The 19,496-nt window shown below is 61.1% G+C and carries 16 protein-coding genes; 4 read left to right on the forward strand and 12 right to left on the reverse strand.

The window, feature by feature from the left end; all coding sequences use genetic code 11:
- Positions 1 to 333 precede the first annotated feature (333 nt).
- Positions 334 to 1,308 carry a glutathione S-transferase family protein gene (locus ACO07N_RS00405; protein ID WP_421979123.1) on the forward strand — a complete coding sequence of 325 codons (975 nt, stop codon included), beginning with the start codon at positions 334 to 336 and terminating at the stop codon, positions 1,306 to 1,308.
- Between the two features lie 64 nt (positions 1,309 to 1,372).
- On the opposite strand, the gene ACO07N_RS00410 is transcribed toward ACO07N_RS00405, so the two are convergent.
- Positions 1,373 to 1,858, reverse strand: a complete 486-nt coding sequence (locus ACO07N_RS00410; protein ID WP_421979124.1) for an NUDIX domain-containing protein — start codon at positions 1,856 to 1,858, stop codon at positions 1,373 to 1,375.
- 531 nt (positions 1,859 to 2,389) lie between these two features.
- Between ACO07N_RS00410 and ACO07N_RS00415 the strand changes: the two genes are divergently transcribed.
- Positions 2,390 to 3,319 (forward strand): metallophosphoesterase family protein, encoded by a 930-nt coding sequence (locus ACO07N_RS00415; protein ID WP_421979125.1) that lies wholly within the window; start codon positions 2,390 to 2,392, stop codon positions 3,317 to 3,319.
- A 1,326-nt stretch (positions 3,320 to 4,645) separates the two neighbouring features.
- Here the strand turns inward: ACO07N_RS00415 and ACO07N_RS00420 are convergent.
- On the reverse strand, positions 4,646 to 5,227 hold the full coding sequence (locus ACO07N_RS00420) for a hypothetical protein (RefSeq protein WP_421979126.1): 582 nt from the start codon (positions 5,225 to 5,227) through the stop codon (positions 4,646 to 4,648).
- A 243-nt stretch (positions 5,228 to 5,470) separates the two neighbouring features.
- On the opposite strand from ACO07N_RS00420, the gene mtnA reads away from it, so the two are divergent.
- Positions 5,471 to 6,577, forward strand: a complete 1,107-nt coding sequence (mtnA, locus tag ACO07N_RS00425; RefSeq protein WP_421979127.1) for an S-methyl-5-thioribose-1-phosphate isomerase — start codon at positions 5,471 to 5,473, stop codon at positions 6,575 to 6,577.
- Positions 6,578 to 7,167: 590 nt separating this feature from the next.
- Here mtnA and ACO07N_RS00430 read toward each other — a convergent pair.
- Positions 7,168 to 7,782 carry a GNAT family N-acetyltransferase gene (locus tag ACO07N_RS00430; protein WP_421979128.1) on the reverse strand — a complete coding sequence of 205 codons (615 nt, stop codon included), beginning with the start codon at positions 7,780 to 7,782 and terminating at the stop codon, positions 7,168 to 7,170.
- Between the two features lie 152 nt (positions 7,783 to 7,934).
- Here ACO07N_RS00430 and ACO07N_RS00435 point away from each other — a divergent pair, with 152 nt between their 5' ends.
- A complete protein-coding gene (locus tag ACO07N_RS00435; RefSeq protein ID WP_306141460.1) occupies positions 7,935 to 8,210 on the forward strand; it encodes a flagellar biosynthesis protein in 276 nt (91 codons plus the stop codon).
- An 11-nt stretch (positions 8,211 to 8,221) separates the two neighbouring features.
- Here the strand turns inward: ACO07N_RS00435 and flhA are convergent, their stop codons facing one another.
- From flhA to ACO07N_RS00480, 9 genes are all read right to left on the reverse strand, one after another.
- Complete coding sequence (gene flhA, locus ACO07N_RS00440) at positions 8,222 to 10,399, reverse strand: flagellar biosynthesis protein FlhA (RefSeq protein WP_421979129.1); 2,178 nt, start codon at positions 10,397 to 10,399, stop codon at positions 8,222 to 8,224.
- 70 nt (positions 10,400 to 10,469) lie between these two features.
- Entirely contained in the window at positions 10,470 to 11,822 is a 1,353-nt protein-coding gene (locus ACO07N_RS00445) for a sigma-54-dependent transcriptional regulator (protein ID WP_421979130.1), read from the reverse strand.
- 10 nt (positions 11,823 to 11,832) lie between these two features.
- On the reverse strand, positions 11,833 to 12,168 hold the full coding sequence (gene fliN / locus ACO07N_RS00450) for a flagellar motor switch protein FliN (protein ID WP_421979131.1): 336 nt from the start codon (positions 12,166 to 12,168) through the stop codon (positions 11,833 to 11,835).
- Positions 12,165 to 12,902: a flagellar assembly protein FliH gene (locus ACO07N_RS00455; RefSeq protein ID WP_421979132.1), complete on the reverse strand. Its 738-nt coding sequence runs from the start codon at positions 12,900 to 12,902 to the stop codon at positions 12,165 to 12,167. The genes fliN and ACO07N_RS00455 overlap by 4 nt, the downstream gene beginning before the upstream one ends.
- A complete protein-coding gene (fliG, locus tag ACO07N_RS00460; RefSeq protein WP_421979133.1) occupies positions 12,902 to 13,951 on the reverse strand; it encodes a flagellar motor switch protein FliG in 1,050 nt (349 codons plus the stop codon). Before fliG ends, ACO07N_RS00455 begins: the two co-directional genes overlap by 1 nt.
- Entirely contained in the window at positions 13,951 to 15,564 is a 1,614-nt protein-coding gene (gene fliF / locus ACO07N_RS00465; protein ID WP_421979134.1) for a flagellar basal-body MS-ring/collar protein FliF, read from the reverse strand. The genes fliG and fliF overlap by 1 nt, the downstream gene beginning before the upstream one ends.
- Before the next feature lie 312 nt (positions 15,565 to 15,876).
- A complete protein-coding gene (locus tag ACO07N_RS00470; protein WP_029065927.1) occupies positions 15,877 to 16,152 on the reverse strand; it encodes a DUF1153 domain-containing protein in 276 nt (91 codons plus the stop codon).
- A 377-nt stretch (positions 16,153 to 16,529) separates the two neighbouring features.
- Positions 16,530 to 17,189 carry a flagellar hook assembly protein FlgD gene (locus ACO07N_RS00475; protein ID WP_421979135.1) on the reverse strand — a complete coding sequence of 220 codons (660 nt, stop codon included), beginning with the start codon at positions 17,187 to 17,189 and terminating at the stop codon, positions 16,530 to 16,532.
- 34 nt (positions 17,190 to 17,223) lie between these two features.
- Positions 17,224 to 19,272, reverse strand: coding sequence for a flagellar hook-length control protein FliK (locus tag ACO07N_RS00480; protein ID WP_421979136.1), 2,049 nt, complete (start codon positions 19,270 to 19,272; stop codon positions 17,224 to 17,226).
- Between the last annotated feature and the right edge of the window lie 224 nt (positions 19,273 to 19,496).

The raw sequence follows: 19,496 nt of genomic DNA on the forward strand, positions 1-19,496 counted from the left end.
GCCTGCCGTGAACCCGAAATGAAAAGCCTTGTTGGTCCGGGATGAGGTCAGCCGCGACGGAACGGACGAGAGATGTCTCGTCGGTCGGTTCGTCGTCGGAGTGTCAGACCTGCGGTCATGGGTCCCAGTCTCTGGATTACGACCACCAATCGTCAAGCGATGGCGGTTTATTTGTGAGGCAAAGCGGTTATCACGCAACCTTCTCCCGGTCCAGCATTTTTTGGAGATCGATTCGGATTTGATTGTTCATGGATCGCGAACACAGCATTCAGTTGATTGAATTCCGGCACCGGCGCACAACCTATTCCACGAGGAAACACGAAGGAGCGCGCAATGGGTTTGCTGGTAAACGGGGTCTGGACGGATCAATGGTACGACACGAAGTCGAGCGGCGGCCGTTTTGTCCGCAAGGACGCAGCGTTCCGCAACTGGATTACCGCTGACGGGTCAGCCGGTGCCAGCGGCAAGGGCGGCTTCAAGGCGGAAGCCGGACGGTATCACCTGTTCGTTTCCTATGCCTGCCCCTGGGCACACCGGACGATGATCTTCCGCAAACTGAAGGGTCTCGAAGAGGCGATCTCGCTCTCCGCTGTCCAGCCGCTGATGCTGGAAAATGGCTGGGAGTTTGCCGAAACGGAACCGCTCACCGGCGCCAAGTACGCCTGGAACATCTACGCCAAGGCCGATCCAGAATATACCGGACGGGCAACCGTGCCGATCCTCTGGGACAAGGAACAGGAGACCATCGTCAGCAATGAATCGTCCGAAATCATCCGGATGTTCAATTCCGAGTTCGACGGCCTGACCGGCTCCAACCTCGATTTCTATCCGCAGGACCTGCGTGAGAAGATCGACACCATCAACGAGCGTATCTATCACACGGTCAACAACGGCGTTTACAAGTCCGGCTTCGCAACCAGCCAGGAAGCCTATGAGGAAGCCGTCACGGCGCTGTTTGAAACGCTGGATTTCCTTGAGGATCTGCTCAGTGAAAACCGCTACCTGACCGGAGACCGGCTGACCGAGGCGGACTGGCGTCTGTTCACCACGCTCGTGCGCTTCGATGCGGTCTATGTCGGCCACTTCAAGTGCAACATCAGACGCATTGTCGACTACCCCAACCTGTCCAACTACCTGCTGGAACTCTACCAGGTGCCGGGTGTTGCCGAGACCGTCGACATGGCAACGATCAAGCAGCACTATTACGGCTCGCACGAGAGCGTCAATCCGACACGGATCGTACCGGTCGGACCGGCACTCGACTTTCTGAAGCCCCACGACAGGGACCGGCTTCCGGCCGCTGCCTGAGCAGGACGGGATCTCCTCTGAGGAATTTCAGGCCGGGATTTCAGGCCGGGATTTCAGGGATGGCTCACCACCAGGCACCTGAGGGAAATGTCCCGTCCGCGAATTCTGAAAGACGCCGCGCGGTTGCCGGGCTCAGATCGTCTGGCAGCGCGTCGAGCGGAAAGAAACGCGCTGCAGCAATTTCCGCATTCGGCGCGAGAAATGCCGGGGCCTCTTGCCATGTATCCAGTTGAAACAGGCCGACATGATCGCGGCCTGTTGCCTCGCGGTTGAGATACATGCCCAGGAGGCGCGGCGCATGTTGCGCGGCGATCCCCGCCTCTTCCAGAACCTCCCGGATTGCGGCCTGTTCCAGCGTCTCGCCGCGGTCGACGGCCCCGCCCGGCAGATACCATCCCTCGAGATAGGTGTGACGCACCAGCAGGACGCCGCCGCGATCGTCTACCACGATTACCCGAACGCCCAGGATGTAGGGGTTTCTGATCAGAACTGCGCTCTGCACGATGCGCTTCGTCAGGCTCGTCGGCAGGAAGGATAACAACTTCAGCATGTCCGTAGATTGCACCCCCTGCCGCCAAAGGTAAACACGCTTGACCCATGCAACCGCTGCAGGGCTGATACGCGGGAATAGCTCTCCTCCTGCGCCGGGTGAATGCCTATATAGCGTGCACAGTGATGAATTCGAAGGCAGGTGAGACTGCCGTGACCTTACGAAGGAACAGACAATGTTGAACGCAATTTTCGGCAAGCGCCGCACCCGCCAGAACCACTACCAGTGGAAACCGGCCCTCGATCTCAGCAACCCGCGCGTTGTTGCTGCCCTGACCACGTTCCCGAGCAACTAAGCTTCGGACGAGCCCGCGGAGGCAGAAGAATGTTCGGTTTTGTACATGTCGTGAACGCGACGCTGCGCGAGACCACGCGCACCGCAAACACGTCCTCGGGCAAGACTGCCAGACCCGCTCAGGCCAAGTAGGCCGGCCCGGGGCAGGATGCCCTTTATTCAAAAACAGATGCTCAGCAACCTGAGCGCCGCGTTATTTTCTTGACGCGGCGCTTTTTGCTTTGAAGATGCGCCACCATGTTCACGCTTGCGCATATTTCCGACCCCCATCTCGGCCCCCTGCCCGATCCCAAGCTTATCCAGCTGGTTTCAAAGCGTATTCTGGGTTACCTCAACTGGCGGCGAAACCGTTCCAAGATCATGGGCGCCAGCTACCTCGACCAGCTCGTCGAAGACATGAAGGCGCAGTCTCCCGACCACATCGCCGTCACCGGCGACCTCGTAAACATCGCCCTTCCCCTTGAAATCACCGGCGCGCGCGATTGGCTCGAAGAGATTGGAGAGCCGGACAGCGTGTCCGTCGTTCCGGGAAATCACGATGCCTATGTTCCAGGCGCCGTCTATAAGGCACGTGCGGTGTGGTGGCCGTATATGTGTTCTGACGATGCGGCGGCGAAACCACCGGAAGGCGCGCGCGTGGAAGCGACCTTTCCCTATGTCCGCACACGCGAAGATGTCGCCCTTGTGGGCGTGACCACCGGGCGCGCCACGGCCCCCTGGTTCGCGACCGGACGGGTCGGGTCCGAACAGGCAAGACGCTTGCGGGTCATTCTGGAAGAGCTCGGCAGGAAAGGCTATTTCCGGGTCGTGATGCTGCATCACCCGCCGTTCAGGCACGCCACGAAATGGCACAAGCGGCTGTCGGACGCCTCGCGCGTGCGCGCCGCCATCAAACACGCGGGCGCGGAACTCATTCTCCACGGGCACACGCATATCGTCAGTTTCGAAGAAATCGAAGGGCCGGCCGGTCCCGTGCCCGTTGTCGGCGTACCGTCTGCAACAAGCGCACCAGGCGGGCGGCACCCGGCCGCACGCTACAATCTCTTCAGGATCGAAAAGTCCAATACCGGCTGGACCTGCCGCATGGAAGAACACGGTTTCGATGCGCCCGACACACCGGTCAAGCTGCTCGCGGAAAGGGACGTCAGTATTCCAAACGGTGATTAGCCGGGACGGTGTCTGCGCTTCTGCATCCCGCGATACACCAGTCTTGTCATCCCTGCGAAGGCAGGGAACCAGTAATCTCCAGCGCTCATCACCTGAATCTGAAGTTCGCTTCGGAGGTTGCAGGAGAATTGATGCGAACTTCAAATCCAGTGCCGTGTGGCCCATCCTTCGAGACAGGCCTAACGGCCTTCCTCAGAATGAGGGTTTGCGAATGTGAGGTTGGCCCCAATAGCGCGGCCTCTCCCTGTCATCCCGGACGCAGCACAGCGAGATCCGGGACCCACTCGTTTCCAGAGCCCTCGAGTGGAACACGGAGAAGCGGACACAATCGCCCGATGCGGCAAGCTGACAGGCGAGTAGGCCCCGGATCAGCGCTGACGCTTGTCCGGGGTGACGGCAGAAGCAGATGGACGGCAAAAATATTTCACCTACCGCATGCATGCGCTCAAGCCTCTCCCTCATCCTGAGGAAGCGCGTCAGCGCTGTCTCGAAGGATGGGCGGCAAATTCAGTGCCGTGTGGCCCATCCTTCGAGACAGGCCTATGGCCTTCCTCAGGATGAGGGTTTGCGAGTGTGAGGTTGGCCCCAATAACGCGGCCTCTCCCTGTCATCCCGGACGAGCACAGCGGAGATCCGGGACCCACTCGTTTCCAGAGCCTGCAAATGGGAAACGGAGAAGTGGACACAATCGCCCGACGCGGCAAGCTGACAGGTGAGTAGGCCCCGGATCAGCGCTGACGCTTGTCCGGGGTGACGGCAGAAGCAGTTGGACGACAAAAATATTTCACCTACCGCAGGCATGCGCTCAAGCCTCTCCCTCATCCTGAGGAAGCGCGTCAGCGCTGTCTCGAAGGATGGGCGACAAATTCAGTGCCCTGCGGCCCATCCTTCGAGACGGGCCTGACGGCCCTCCTCAGGGTGAGGGTTTGCGAGTGTGAGGTTGGCCCCAATAACGCGGCCTCTCCCTGTCATCCCGGACGAGCACAGCGAGATCCGGGACCCACTCGTTTCCAGAGCGCCCAAATGGGAAACGGAGAAGCGGACACAATCACGCGATGCGGCAAGCTGACAGGCGAGTAGGCCCCGGATCTGCGCTGACGCTTGTCCGGGGTGACGGCAGAAAGCCAAGACCTTGCGCTTTCAAACTGCCGGAACGCGTCTTTTTTTGTCATCCCAGGGTAACAAGAACACTGTGAGACAAGCGTTTAACAGGTTCCGGCCTTCCCCTTCGCTGCAGCCGGAATGACGGGTTTACTCACAGGAGATCGTCTCGCGAGAGCCGTATTGAGGTAAAACTAAAAGCAGCGGCACAAAGACAACGCAACGTCAAATCGGGTTGGCAAACCAGGCGAAGGCGACGAGGCCGACAACGCCTGCGGCAATCCCGATGCCGAATGCACCGGCAACCGCGAGCCAGGACGTTCTGCTTTCACGCACCCGGACAACCTTGGAGTCCTGCGCGACTTCCTTCAGACGGTTGTTCAGCCAGTCGCCCTCGAGCGCCTTTTCCCGTTCGATCACCCGCTCTGCGATGTATTCCGTCAGGCAGTCGGCCATGTCGTCGATATTCGCGGTTTCGAGTATGACCACGCGGCCAAGGCGCGTGTCCTTCAGAAAACGGTAGGTCTTGCGATCCCCGCCGACGGCCACGTGGCTGGTGGCATCGATCCACAGGCGCGGTGTCGACCCGGAAATGATCTGCAGCGAAAACTGGTCGTCATCCTCAGGGATCTCCTTGAAGACATCCTTGAGCTCGTCGGCCAGCATGTCGAGCCGTGCCCGTTCCGTATCCTGCAACTCGACAACCACGTCCGATCTCTCGACTTCGCCCAGCTGCACCTTGCGGATGGCATCGCGCAAGGAGCGAATACGCGTGTGTGGGACAACGTTATCCTGCATTTCAGACATAAGGCGCCTGGCTCCGTTCTTCTGCCGTCGTGAACACAAAAGTCTTAACCGACTCGCGCAGGGGCAGAACGGCGCTCCGTCTTCACCTGCTGCCTATCCACCGGCATTGATCCTAAAATGGTTAACAAAGCTTAGGGGAAAATTAACCGTAACGCCAGCAAGGCAGCGCTGGTCTCACTCCAAATCATGGGTTATGCAAAGCTAGAGTGATCTTTCGTCCACCTGCCACGGGGAGACTGCGTCATGAATGTTGATGGCAAGAAATACCGCACGATCTGGCTCGCTCAGGACGGAGGCAGCGTCGAGATCATCGACCAGACAAAGTTTCCCTACGCCTTTGAAATCATCAAGCTGCACACCATGGAAGACGCGGCCCATGCCATCCGCGTCATGCAGGTGCGCGGTGCGCCGCTGATCGGTGCCACGGCGGCTTACGGCGTCGCCCTGGCGATGCGGGCGGACTCCTCCGACGAAGCCCTGCACAATGCCTGCTCCGCGCTTCTGCAAACGCGCCCTACCGCCGTGAACCTGCACTGGGCGCTCGACCGCGCCCGCAAGAGCCTGATCCAGGTGGAACCGGCGCTGCGGGCTGTGGCCGCCTTCACGCTCGCCAACGAGATCTGCGACGAGGACATCGGCATCAACATGGCCATCGGCATGCACGGCATGGAGCTGATCGCCGCGATTTCCGAGACCAAGCGCAAGGGTGAACCGGTCAACATCCTCACCCATTGCAACGCCGGCTGGCTCGCAACCGTCGACTGGGGAACGGCGACGGCACCGGTCTACATGTCCCACGATGGCGGCATCCCGGTTCATGTCTGGGTGGACGAAACCCGTCCCCGGAACCAGGGTGCGTTCCTGACGGCCTGGGAACTCGGCCACCATGGTGTGCCGCACACGGTCATCGTCGACAATGCCGGCGGGCACCTGATGCAGCATGGCCAGGTGGACATGGTGATCACCGGAACGGACCGGACGACGGCAAGCGGCGATGTCTGCAACAAGATCGGCACCTATCTGAAGGCGCTGGCAGCCAGGGACAATGATGTGCCCTTCTATGTCGCCCTGCCCTCACCGACGATCGACTTTGCCCTGTCCGACGGTGTCCGGGAAATTCCGATCGAGGAACGGGCGGGCACGGAGGTCAGCAAGATGACCGGACGCACCGATCGCGGCGACATCCAGACGATCAACATCGTCGCGGAAGGATCCGATGTCGGAAATCCGGCCTTCGACGTCACTCCGGCCCGGCTGGTCACGGGGCTGATCACCGAGCGCGGCGTCCTGAAACCGAACCGCCAGGCGATCGCCGAGGCCTTCCCAGAGCGTGTCAAGATGAGCGCCTGAAATCGTACTCCTCACACTTTCCTCTATCGGCGTCATCCCGGCCAAGCGCAGTGTGAGCCGGGATCGGAGAGGCGGATGCCTTGCGGATTGGGCGATACCCATGCCAGCGCACCCGGGCACCCCGGCCCCGGATCTCACGCTGTTCGCCCGGGGTGACGATGGAGAGTGTTGATGCGCTCCCCTCCCAGGTCATTCCGGATAAGTGAGACGCAGCCGAACGCCGATCCGGAACCTGTGCCCGGCTTGAACGGGTAACCAGATATGAGCGTGAGCACAGCGAACCCAAGTCGCAACTGAACTGGTTCAGGCCGCGCCTGCAGCGCGAATTCCCACACCAAGGGTCATCCCCGACTTGATCGGGGATCCAATCCAGATCTCGGTAACCACGGGCTCGGCAAACGAGCGAGGCGTTGCGGAGCCCTGTCACCGCTCATCTTCAGCTCTGGAAACGAGTGGCTCCCCGATCAAGTCGGGGATGACACCGGAAGTTTGCTCCAACTTTTGGAATTCGATCTTGTCCGCCCTCATCTAGGGGAAGCGCGAAGCGCTTTGTCGAAGCATGGGCAACTTGCGTCTCTGCCACTTGCCCTCTACCCCTTGATCACCGGCACATGCGGGGCCGTCTCGTGCGGATAGAGCCCGAGCAGCCGCGGGTCGTCGTCGATCTCGATGGACCGCTTGTAGGGCCTGAAGCCGCAGGACGTGTAGAACTTCATCGCCTGCGGGCTGTCGCCCGTGCAGGTGTGCAGCCACAAGCGCCTGGTTTCGGGCCGTGACCAGGCGATGTCCACGGCCTGCGCCATCAGCCAGCGCCCGAGGCCGCCGCCGATCGCCTGCGGGATAAGGCCGAAGTAGGAAAGCTCCGGTTCCTCCGGATTGCCGAACTCCAGCTCGAGCGTTCCGATCGGCGTACCGCCCTGCATCGGCAGATAGTTTTCACGGGCCGGATCGGCCAGCATTTGCCGGAGTTCCTCGTCCCCGTGGGTCAGCCTGCCGAACCAGATCCAATCCTCGCCCACCTGCCGGAAGAGCTGCCTGTAGGCGGTGAGGTTCGGTTCGTGCCACCGGACAAGTTCGACATCGTCCCGCGCCGGCGCGAGCGGTTTGGCCGGCGCCTCCAGCATTTCCAGAAAGGTGACGACAAAGGCGATCTTGCCGTCGGGCACGTCCGTGTATCCGGTCAGATTGAGCGTTTGGTCAGGCATGAGAAGATCCCGGATCAAAGATTTGAAAGCACCCGTTCGGCTTATCAGCTGGTCCCGATTTGACCAAGTGCGGCCGTTGCGGTTTGCACGCCTTTAACGCTTCATTAACCACGTCCTGAGAGATTGAAACCGTATCCAGGAAAGATGCGCCCATGCCCAAGGTCGGGAATTACGTCCAGAGAGACTATCACAGCCGGTTCCGGTCTCAGGGGAAATCCACCTGGTCCGACTACAACCAGGCATGGTCCAAGCGGCGTCAGGCCTCAGCACAGAAGATGCAGGAACTGCGCGCCCTCGCCAGCAACTTCAATATCATCGGCACCCAGGCTTCACAGGCCAACACGGCTTTCGTGTTCCAGAACAGGAACCAGGCCGGCCCATACGCCAACGCGACCGCCGTCGCGGCGCGCGTGAACGTGCTGGTCTAGCGCCAACTTCTTTAGATCGACCCGACCGTCTTCAGTTTGATGCGCGGGTGAACCTCGGCCTGGCTCATGATGGTCGTGTGCGCGCGGAAGCGTTCGACGATGGACCGCACGAACGGCCGTGTCTGCGGCGACGTCAGAAGCACGGGCACCTCGCCCTGCTGGGCGGCTTCCTCGAAGGCATCGCGGACCTTGCCGACGAATTCCTGCAGCTTGCTCGGCTGCATGGCAAGCTGGCGGTCGTCGCCTTCCCCGACAATCGATTCCAGGAACGCCTGCTCCCATTGCGGTGACAGCGCGATCAGCGGCAGGTAACCGCCCGGGGAAAGATTTGAGGCGCAGATTTGGCGGCCGAGACGTGAGCGCACATGCTCGGCAATCGTGTCGGTGTTCCGTGTCATGCCGGTTGCCTCGGAGACGCCTTCCAGGATGGTGCCAAGATCGCGGATCGAGATCCGCTCGTCCAGAAGCGCCTGCAGCACGCGCTGAAGACCGGAAACGGTGATCTGCGACGGCACCAGATCCTCCACCAGCTTGGCCTGCTCGCCTTTCAGTTCCTTCAGCAGTTTCTGGACATCGCCATAAGTCAGCAGTTCGCTGATATTGGTCTTGATCGTCTCGGTCAGATGGGTTGAGAGCACCGTTGCCGGATCGACGACCGTATAACCTCGCAGGGAAGCGTCTTCGCGGTATTGCGCCTCCACCCAGGTTGCCGGAAGGCCGAAGGTCGGTTCCGTCGTGTGCGTGCCGGGCAGTTTCACCTGACCGCCCGCCGGATCCATGACCATGTAGTGGTTCGGATAGAGAATACCCCTTCCCGCTTCGACTTCCTTGACCTTGATGACATAATCGTTGGCACCGAGCTGGATATTGTCGAGAATGCGCACCGGCGGCATGATCACACCCATGTCGCCCGCGACCTGGCGGCGCAGTGCCTTGATCTGTTCGGTCAGGATATCTCCGTCGCCCTGGGCCTTGCCATTGATCAGCGGCAGCAGTGCATAGCCGAGTTCGATCCTCAGTTCATCCATCTTGAGCGCATCGGTGATCGGCGGCTCGGGCGGCGGCTTCGGTGCATCCTCGATCGCCTTTTCCTGTGCGACCTTGACCTCTTCCTTCTTCTTGTTCGCACCGACCCGGTAGGCGAGGTAGCCCGCGATCCCGGCAAGCGCGAGAAACGGTACCATCGGCATGCCGGGCAAAAGTGCCAGGATGACCATGACGGCCGCCGACATGCCGAGCGCTTTCGGGTAACCGGTGAACTGGCTGGACAGCGCCTTGTCGGCCGCGCCGTGCACACCCGCCTTGGAGACGAGAAGGCCGGCAGCGGTCGACACGATCAGCGCCGGGATCTGCGAGACAAGACCGTCACCGATGGTCAGAAGGGTGTAGTTGTTGGCGGCCTCGGTGAAGCTGAGCCCCATCTGGGCGACGCCGATGAAGATCCCGCCGAGAATGTTGATGAACGTGATCAGAAGACCTGCGATCGCGTCGCCGCGGACGAATTTGGAGGCACCGTCCATCGCCCCGAAGAAGGAGCTCTCGTCCTCCAGTGCTTTCCGGCGCGCCTTGGCCTCGGCCTCGTCGATCAGCCCGGCAGAAAGGTCGGCATCAATGGCCATCTGCTTGCCGGGCATGGCGTCCAGGGTGAAGCGCGCGGCAACTTCCGCGATACGGCCGGAACCCTTGGTGATGACGACGAAGTTGACGATCACCAGAATGGCGAAAACGATGATCCCGATGACGAAATTGCCGCCCATCACCAGGTTGCCGAAGGACTGGATGACGTTGCCGGCTGCAGCCGTGCCTTCGTGACCGTTCGACAGGATCAGCCGTGTCGAAGCGATGTTGAGCCCCAGCCGGAGCATGGTCGCGATCAGGAGGACGGTCGGAAAGGAGGAGAATTCAAGCGGCTTCTGGATGAACAGGCCCGTCATCAGGATCATGACGGAAAAGATGATCGACACGGCGAGGAACGTGTCCAGCATCATCGGCGGCATCGGCAGGATGAGCAGCGTCAGGATGACCAGAATACCGGTGGCAAGGCCGACATCGCCCTTGCGCAACGTATCGATCACTTCCTGAACACCCGGCAGGGCCGAAAGGCCGCCGGCGGACTGCGGTGCCGCCGCCGGTTTTTCGGGCGCGGGTTCAGGTGCCCCGCTCTGTCCGCCTGCTGCCGTATCCGACATTCCTACTTCCGGTTCCTGACAGGCGATCGACTAGAAAAACCCACGCCGTGAGATGCTTGATTGACTGGTTTCAGGGACGCGCCTCGCCCGGAGCAGGCACGCTAATTCCTTCATCGGTATACTGATTCAGCTTGTTGCGCAGCGTGCGAATGGAGATTCCCAAAATTTTCGCCGCGTGTGTCCGGTTGCCCAGGCAATGGTCGAGCGTGTCGAGAATGAGATCGCGTTCCACGTCTGCCACCGTGCGACCGACAAAGGATCTGGTGACGGCTTCGGCTGTCTCGGCCGCGCGCTGCGCCGGTCCCCTGGAAACGGACAGGGGCGATCCGTCGGGCATGCGGATCGCCTCGACGCCGATCTCCGGGCCGGACGCGAGCAGGATGGCCCTGTGCATTGTGTTTTCAAGCTCACGCACATTGCCCTGCCAGGGATTGGACATCAGGGCCTGACGCGCCTCGACGGAAAGCGGGCGCTGGGGCACACCGTTCGCCTCGGCGTAGTGCTTGATGAAGAACTGGGCGAGTTCCATGATGTCGGCCGGGCGCTCACGCAGGGCCGGCAGCTTGAGATTGACGACATTCAGCCGGAACAGGAGATCCTCGCGGAACTGACCCTGCCGGACGCTCTCGGCAAGATCCCGGTTGGACGTCGCCAGGATCCGGATGTTGACGGCGACCGGGCGGGTGCCGCCGACGCGGTCGATCACGCGCTCCTGAAGCGCACGCAGCAGCTTGGCCTGGAGCCGCACGTCCATTTCCGATATCTCGTCAAGGAGCAGCGTGCCGCCATCGGCCTCCTCGAACTTGCCGATGCGCCGTGCGACTGCGCCGGTAAAGGCGCCCTTCTCATGGCCGAACAGTTCCGACTCCAGCAGGTGTTCTGGAATAGCGGCACAGTTGATCGAAATGAAGGGCTTCGAGGCACGGTTGGAGCACTTGTGCACGTGCCGCGCGATTACCTCCTTGCCGGTGCCGGACTCGCCCGTGATCAGGACGGATGCTTCCGATGGCGCAACCTGTTCGGCCAGTTTGACGACATTCGCCATCGCCTCGTCGCGATAGATGAGATCTCCCCGCTCCTGAGCCACGGCATGCAGCACGGCGGCGATCATCTCCGGATCGGGCGGCAGGGGGATGTATTCCTTGGCCCCGGCGCGGATCGCCGACACGGCGGCCTGCGCATCCGTTTCCACACCGCAGGCGACCACGGGCACATGCACCCGTTCGTCCTGGAGCTTGCCGATCAGCCCGGCGATGTCGAGATGGACTTCAACCATCAGCAGATCGGCACCGCGGCCGGATCTGAGCACCTTCAGCGCGCCTTCCACGTCATCGGCGTGGGTGACCTGTGCGCCCCCCTGCATGGCGATCTTCGACGCCGTTGTGAGCTGACCGCCTAGTGTTCCGACAATGAGCAGACGCATCTGAGTAATCCTATCGGTCGGTCTTGATGATTTCCGTCATGGTGACGCCCAGCTTGTCCTCCACCAGGACAACTTCACCGCGCGCGACCAGACGGTCATTGACGTAGATGTCGATTGCCTCCCCGACCTTGCGGTCAAGTTCCAGAACGGTTCCGGAGGCAAGCTTCAAGAGCTCAGACACATGCATGCGGGAATGTCCGAGAACGGCCGATATACGGACTGGTACGTCAAAAACGGCTTCCAGATCCGCGGCGGACTCCGGCGACGGAACATCCTCGTCCTCAAGACTGCGTTGCGGAGCTTCCAGTTCGTCAAGCGGGATATTGGTCTCTTGCTCGTCGCTCATGCGTCAGTTTCCTTTTCCGCTCCAGGCGCGGATGAAGTGCCTTTCGTGCCTGCGCCGCGTGCGCGCAGATAGCTGCGAATGCTGGTGTCGATTTCGTTCTCGAGCGCTTTCCGGTCACGCTTGATGCCGCCATCCGCCCATTCGATGTGGCAGTCTCCACGGCCGATTTCCGGTTCGCCGAGGATCACGAGACGGCCGTCGAAGCCTTTCTCATGCACGATCGGGTCCACCCGGGACTTGAGCCCCTCAACGTCCTTTTCCGCGATCCGGATGACCAGGTGAGGCGCTTTCCGGAGCGGACCCAGACATTCTGACACCAGTGCCACGGTTTCCGCCAGCGGCTGACGCGCAATCAGATGTGCACAAAGACGTCTGGCCACAAGAAATGCGAGGCCGATGGCATCTTTTTCCTGCACCGCCAAGCCGTCGTCGATCTGTCCGATCGCGTCAGCAACGACATCGACCAGCCGGTTGACCTCCGCCGTCAACAGGGTCTCCTGCTTGCTCTGAAGGTCCTGAAGCGCCTGTGCCCGCCCTTCCTCGAAGGCCTGGGCCTTCGCGTCGGCAAGCAGCTTTTCATGATCGGCCAGGGGGATGGACGGGATGTCCGGCTCGGGCGGCGCAACGACCTCCGGCTCCTCCGGCTCGGAGAAGTCCATGTTGAACAGAAATTTAGACGGGTTGGTCATTTTGCCCATTCTGCTGTCGGTATCTGCCTGTCGCCCGAGTGTCATCAGTAGATGATTTCCTCATCGCCCTTCGACTTGGAGATCATGATTTCGCCTTTCGCGGCCAGATCCTTGGCCTTGTTCACCATGCCTGTCTGCGCTTCATCGACATCACGCAGCCGCACGGGACCAAGCGCGTCCATATCGTCCTCGAGCAGTTTCGCCGCACGCGACGACATGTTGCCGAAGAAGAACTCGCGGGCCGTGTCGGTGGAGCCTTTGAGCGCGATTGCCAGCTGATCCTTCTCCACGTGACGCAGCAGCGTCTGACAGCTCGCCGCATCCAGCTTGAGCAGATCGTCGAAGGTGAACATCAGCGTCTTGATCCGGTCCGCTGCCTCGCGGTTGTCTTCCTCGAGCGCCGCCAGGAACCGCGCCTCTGTCTGCCGGTCGAAATTGTTGAAGATGTCCGCCATCATCTCGTGACTGTCCCGGCGCGAGGTGTTCGTCAGGTTGGACATGAACTCCACCCTGAGCGTCTGCTCCACCTTCTCAAGGACTTCCTTCTGCACGGCGTCCATGCGCAGCATGCGGCTGACCACTTCGAGTGCGAGTTCTTCCGGCAGGATGCCGAGGACGCGCGCGGCGTGGTCGGAGTTGATTTTCGACAGCACCACGGCGACGGTCTGCGGATATTCGTTCTTCAGATAGTTCGCGAGAACATTCTCTTGAACGTTGGAGAGCTTTTCCCACATGTTCCGTCCGGCCGGTCCCCGGATCTCTTCCATGATGACCGACACTTTGTCACCGGGAAGAAAGTTGGCCAGCAGGCGCTCGGTCGCATCCACGTTGCCCGTCAGGGCGCCTCTTGAGCTCACCCGGCGAACGAAATCCTTGAAGAGGCTCTCCAGCATGTTCGGCGTGACCGGTCCAAGGTTGGCCATCGCGGCCGAGACCTGACGAACCTCAATCTCGTCGAGCTTTTCCCAGATGGGTGAGCCATGCGACTCCCCCAACGCAAGCAGGAGAACCGCCGCCCGTTCGGCACCTTTCAGCTCACGGTCTTCTTCATCCGCGCTTATCGTGAGGTGTTGTTGAAGTTGATCGGTTACCATCAGGCCGCCTGCTCATCCAGCCAGCCGCGCACGATGTTAACGGCTTCAGTCGGATGATCCTTGATCATGTCGCCCACTTTTGCGATCGAACTCGCCTGCATTGCCCCTTCCTGCTTCGCCTGCTCCAGCCATTCGATCACGAATTCGTCTTCCATATCCTCTTCCTGCGGCACATCCGTCTCGACGACCAGTGTTCCGTCAGGGCCGATCATGAGTTCCTGCGGCTGTTTTTCCTCCGGTGTGACGATGCGTCGGAGCAGCGGCCGCACCACGAACAACAGCAGCAGGATCGTGATCAGGAACAGAACCCCGAGTTCGGCGAACCGGATGATATCGTCCCGCGTGAACTCGAACAGCCCGTCTCCTTCTGCCAGAAGATCGTCCTGGGGCGGGAGCGCGAATTGCAGATTGACGACCTCGACAAGGTCACCTCGGTTTTCGTCGAAACCGACCGCCGAGCGCACCAGAACCGCGATACGGTCGAGCGTTTCCTGCGGGCGCGGTGTATAAACCGAGTTCCCGTTCCCGTCGGGCTCGTAGGTGCCGTCGACCAGAACCGCGACTGACAGCCGCCTGACCTGCCCGGCTTCCACAACCTCGGTCCGCGTCGAGCGCGAAATCTCGTAGTTGACAACCTCCTCGGTAAGCGAAGCCGTGTCGCGCCCGTCATCCTCCTGCGGCACCTGCGCATTCGGAAGCTGGTTCCCGGCCGTCACCTGCCCGTTGCGGCTGATGGAGGACGTCGCCTCTTCCTTGGTCTGTGTCGACCGCACGACCTGGCCTTCCGGATCGAAGGTTTCCGTCGTTTCTGTCAAACGGTTGAAATCGACTTCGGCGTTGACGCGCACGCGCGCCCGGCCGGGACCGACAACCGAATTCAGAATTTCCTCGACCTGGTTGCGCAAGCGGCCCTCGATGGCGACCGTCCGCTCCTGAAGCGACGTGGACACCATGTCCTCATCGCTGGCGCCGGCACCGGACGCAAGCAGTCTGCCGCTTTCATCGACGATCGACACCCTGTCGGGGTCCAGACCGTCCACAGCCGTTGCAACAAGGTGCTGAACCGCGCGGATCTCGCCGGGCCCGAGGGCACCGCGCACATTCAACACGATCGATGCGGATGGCGGGCGGCGGTCTCGCTGAAACAGCTGGCGCTCTGGGATTACCAGGTGAACGCGCGCCGTCTTGATCCGGTCCAGCGATCCGATTGTCCGCGAAAGCTCGCCTTCCATCGCCCTCAGGTGGTTGATGTTCTGAACGAAGCTCGTCGCGCCGAGCGTGTCGCTCCGGTCGAAGATCTCGTAGCCAATGGAACCGCCGGTCGGCAGACCTTCGGCGGCAAGCTGCATCCGCAGCCTTGCGACCTGGTCCTTCGGAACGAGAATTGTGGCACCCTGGCGGGAGAGTTGAAACTGGATGCCCTGGCTCTCGAGCTGGCTGACGATCGCGGCGGAATCCTCAAGGGTCAGCTCGTTGTAAAGCGTCGTCATTTGCGGCGCGGTCACGCGAAGGATGATGAAGGCGAACACGCCCACGAGAATGGCCGCAACCGCTCCCATGGCGGCGATCCGCGCCGGACCCAATGTCTTTATGAATTCAATTATGCCGTTCACGAATGCCCGCCCGCATCTGAAACATGTCCAAGCCGTTATTGTTGGAGTCGGCTCGACACGCCACACCCTCGATGGGCAAAATTTGCCGCCCAGACGGTTAACAACTGGTTAACGGTATCCGGCCCAATTTGGCAAAACGACGGATTTCCGGGATTTCGGGAATCGCAAAACGCGAGCGAGGTGGGGAAAAAATGCCCAGTTCATTAACTTTTGGATAAACCGGGATCAGACAAGGCAAATAAAAAAGGCCGGAATAACCGACCTCTTCAAACGAGCAGCGGCACGCGCCCGTATTACTCTGATTTCAGAGCGTCAGCCCCTGTATTGCTGGATGCGCGTGGCGCGCAAACCCGCAAGTCCGTGCTTTTCGATGGAACTCTGCCAGGAGAGGAATTCCTCAACCGTCAGGGTATATCTCTGACACGCCTCTTCGAGGGACAGGAGACCTCCGCGAACTGCGGCGACAACTTCGGCCTTGCGACGAATAACCCAACGCTTCGTCGATGTTGGTGGCAGATCCGCAATTGTGAGCGGGCTACCATCGGGGCCGATGACATATTTTACACGCGAACGAATTTGTTCGGTCATTGTACTCTCACACTAACCATGACCAAGGTGAGATGAGACTACAAGACGACGCTTAACAAACGCCTAAAGCAAAATTGTGTTTTTATTAACTATAAAATCTAAATTTAGTGAATGATATTTAGGAAGTCCCAAAGAAAAAATCTAAAGTTATTAACTGTATTGCATGGTTCTGTTAACCATGAATTCCCGCATGTGCAATTTGCGAGGCAGATCGAAGGAAACGCAAAGCGGTGAGTTGGCGCACGAGGGACCCGGCCCGCAAAAAAATCTGCTCAACCCCACCGGTTTTCCGGCGAAACGGCTGATCAGGCCCGAATATCTGGCCGATTTTCCTGAAAAGATGCCCAGGCAGGTGGTAAATCCGCCCTGGAGTTGCATCAGGAGGGAGCAGAAACGGACGTCACCGAGGAAATGGGAACGCTCTGACCGCCGACATTCAGAACGACTTCCGATCCGGAAAGATCGACGCTGTCGACGATGCCCTTCGTCTCAGTCCTGACGGTTTCCCGGTTGCTGGCGGCATCCCGAACATCGAACGAGATCGTATAAAGACCGGCGGGAGCTTCACCGCCGGCGGACAACTGGCCATTCCACGTGACGGTTCCCGAACCTGCCCTGAGATCCGCATCGCCGGTATAGACGACCACGCCGCTGGAGTTGCGGACTTCATAGGTTCCGGTTGCGTCTTCGCTGACGTCGTAGGTCCAGGTTGCCTGGCCGCCGGACAGCGTGGTGGTAGATGCATCCGCCGTCACCTCGTTGCCGATATAGCCGACATAGCTCATGCTCATGTTGCTGCCGAGCATGGCGATGATTTCTTCGAGGTTCTTGTTCTGCTGGATCGACTGTTCGACATTTGAATATTGCACAAGCTGGCTTGTGTATTCAGCCGAGTCCATCGGATCGAGCGGATCCTGGTTCTGGATCTGCGTGGTGAGGATGCTCAGGAACAGCTCATAGTTGGCCATGAGGCCGGACTGGCTGGCCGTGCTGGTACTCTGCGAGGTCCCAGTCGTACTGGAAGAAACGGTTGTCACGCTATGCTCCTTGGATGACCCGTCATCCCGTTCGTCAAATCTTCACGTCGAGGCCGCCGCGGCTCTCGGCAAGTGTCAGCCGGATGATCTCTTCGGTCTCCGGATCCAGGTCGTCACCTTCCGGACCGCCCGCGCCTTCCGCTACTTGTGCGCCCTGGTCACCCTGGCCGTCACCGGAGGCAAAGCCCCGTCCTCCATCCTGTTTCAGCGAAAACTGAAGGTTCTCGGAATTCGTGCTGAGCCCGGCAGCTTCCAGGGCCCGCTCAAGACTGCGCTGGTCGCGCAGGAACATGTCGAGGGTTTCTGGACGCTCCACGATGAGATGTGCCTGCACGCCGCCGTCAGCGCCGACGCGCATGTTGACGTCAACGCGGCCGAGTTCCGGAGGATCGAACCGCATCTGGAAGCGGGTCTGACCATTCTTGAGATGTCTGGCAATCTCTGCGGCGACCTGCGTCGCCACCTGTCCCGACTGGGCCTGACTTGGGGTCTGCAGACTCTCGGTCCTGACGGCACCATGCGTCTCGCCACCGCGCACGGTGGCGGCGAAATCGCCGGTCGTTGTGAATTCAACCGGCTTTGTGAGGAGGTCCGGGTCATCAACAGGAGCCTGGGGTGCCAGCGCGGCGGCGGCCAGCGGACCGGCCACCGGACGTGCATCGGCAACATTGGCTCCTGCCTGCGGCGCGGAATTCGTGTCACCGTGAGGCACACGCCCCGGCGACTGGTTGTCCGGACCGGCTGCCTGCTGCGGCGCCTTGCTGTCCTTCACGCCGGTTTCCGTTTTCAGGGAGACAGGTTCGACCCCTTCCGGAGCCACATCAGCAGAAGGGTCGCTTGCCACCTGAGGTGTCAATGGCCCGGGACCGGTGTTCTGCGCCCCTTGCCTTGCAACCTGTATCAGCGGAACTGCCTCGGGCCGGTTGCCTGAAGATTCACTTCCGGCTGCGGGCAGCGGATCAGAACCGGCCACCGGCGCGTCACTGGCGGGCTGCGCCACCCTTGTTCCTGTCTCGGGCAGCGTGCTCGCCGGCACGGGTGTCTGAACGGGAACCGTCGGCGCCTGTGCGTTGCCGCCGGCCGGCGCACTGGAAGCGGCAGGCGGTGTTGTCGTGCTGTCAGCCACTACAGAAGCTGCAGCAGCCTGCGGCGGCAGCACGACCTCCGCGCTCCTTGAGAATGCCGGGACCGGTGCGCGCAATTCGCTCGGCAGTTCGCTCTGCCACCTGCGTCCATTGGCAAGCAGCTGAGCCGCCGGCTGTGCGGGCGCGCTCGGGACAGCAACTTGCGCGGGCCTCTGCGCAGCGGCAGCGCCCGCATCTTGCGCCGGCGGCGGCGCGGGCTCTGCAGGCCGCGGTGTATTCGCTGGCGCGTTCTTATCAGGCACAGCAGCTTCCGGCACAACGACCCGGGCGGCCTGAGACACGGGAACCGGGTCCGCGTCCGGCTGCGGTCCAGGTACATTGACAGCGGCTTGCGCAGGTGCTGCCGGTCCGTTTTGCAGGCCGCCTGTCTGGGCGACGGGTCCGGACTGTACCGGCGGCGGCGGCTGAATGGGCGTATTGGCCGGCCGGGCCTGCTGCTCATCGGCAAGCCCTTCAGGCGGCCCGGCCGGGATCGGTTGAGGTTGCGACGTCTGCGCTGATGGCTGGCCCGGAAGCTCGGGCACGTCCGACGGTCCCGTTTCCGGTGCACGCGCCGCGCTACCCGCGGAAGGAAGCGGAGGGCCCGGCAAAGGAGCAGCAGCCCCGGCGGGTACCGGCGCAACACCTTCGCCGTCTGCATCGGGAACCGGAAGGGGCGCCGGACCGGCCGGCCCCGCTGCTTCCGGCGCCTCGCCGCCAGCCTCAGGGTCGACCCCGGGCTCAACCGGATTGAACAGCGCCGCAAAGGCGAGCGGAAATTCGCCGCCGGCAAATTCGGTGCCGTCCGGCATCCCGGGCGCACCGTTGGTGGTGACGTCCGAAAACGCGGTCAGCTCTGTTTCGAAATCAGATGTCCCGACCCGATCGCCAACAGGCTTTCCCAAACCCGGAAGCGCACCCGTCCCGGCAGCCAGGGCTCCGGCAGATACATCGGTCATCAGTCCAAATGGCAGCAAATTCGCCCCCGAAGTCATTGCCCTGCAAGAAGGGCACATTGCGTCACCGCCTACAAAGCAAGCCGCAGGCCAAGTCGGAAGGCAGGGTAAGTCGTTGAAAAGTATAAAACTCCTTGACAAAGAATGGCCTGACCCTCGACTGCGGGTCGGCAAGAGTTGCCGATCCGGCAAAGCATGCCTGCCGCGCGCTGCCTGCAATTGGCATT

The sequence above is a fragment of the Roseibium sp. genome (assembly GCF_965229775.1).
Taxonomy (GTDB): Bacteria; Pseudomonadota; Alphaproteobacteria; order Rhizobiales; family Stappiaceae; genus Roseibium.

Excerpts from the sequence above, each read along its gene's own strand:
- ACO07N_RS00405 (WP_421979123.1), top strand. The coding sequence starts at position 334 with ATGGGTTTGCTGGTAAACGGGGTCTGGACGGATCAATGGTACGACACG.
- ACO07N_RS00410 (WP_421979124.1), bottom strand. The coding sequence starts at position 1,858 with ATGCTGAAGTTGTTATCCTTCCTGCCGACGAGCCTGACGAAGCGCATC.
- ACO07N_RS00415 (WP_421979125.1), top strand. The coding sequence starts at position 2,390 with ATGTTCACGCTTGCGCATATTTCCGACCCCCATCTCGGCCCCCTGCCC.
- ACO07N_RS00420 (WP_421979126.1), bottom strand. The coding sequence starts at position 5,227 with ATGTCTGAAATGCAGGATAACGTTGTCCCACACACGCGTATTCGCTCC.
- mtnA (WP_421979127.1), top strand. The coding sequence starts at position 5,471 with ATGAATGTTGATGGCAAGAAATACCGCACGATCTGGCTCGCTCAGGAC.
- ACO07N_RS00430 (WP_421979128.1), bottom strand. The coding sequence starts at position 7,782 with ATGCCTGACCAAACGCTCAATCTGACCGGATACACGGACGTGCCCGAC.
- ACO07N_RS00435 (WP_306141460.1), top strand. The coding sequence starts at position 7,935 with ATGCCCAAGGTCGGGAATTACGTCCAGAGAGACTATCACAGCCGGTTC.
- flhA (WP_421979129.1), bottom strand. The coding sequence starts at position 10,399 with ATGTCGGATACGGCAGCAGGCGGACAGAGCGGGGCACCTGAACCCGCG.
- ACO07N_RS00445 (WP_421979130.1), bottom strand. The coding sequence starts at position 11,822 with ATGCGTCTGCTCATTGTCGGAACACTAGGCGGTCAGCTCACAACGGCG.
- fliN (WP_421979131.1), bottom strand. The coding sequence starts at position 12,168 with ATGAGCGACGAGCAAGAGACCAATATCCCGCTTGACGAACTGGAAGCT.
- ACO07N_RS00455 (WP_421979132.1), bottom strand. The coding sequence starts at position 12,902 with ATGACACTCGGGCGACAGGCAGATACCGACAGCAGAATGGGCAAAATG.
- fliG (WP_421979133.1), bottom strand. The coding sequence starts at position 13,951 with ATGGTAACCGATCAACTTCAACAACACCTCACGATAAGCGCGGATGAA.
- ACO07N_RS00470 (WP_029065927.1), bottom strand. The coding sequence starts at position 16,152 with ATGACCGAACAAATTCGTTCGCGTGTAAAATATGTCATCGGCCCCGAT.
- ACO07N_RS00480 (WP_421979136.1), bottom strand. The coding sequence starts at position 19,272 with ATGACCGATGTATCTGCCGGAGCCCTGGCTGCCGGGACGGGTGCGCTT.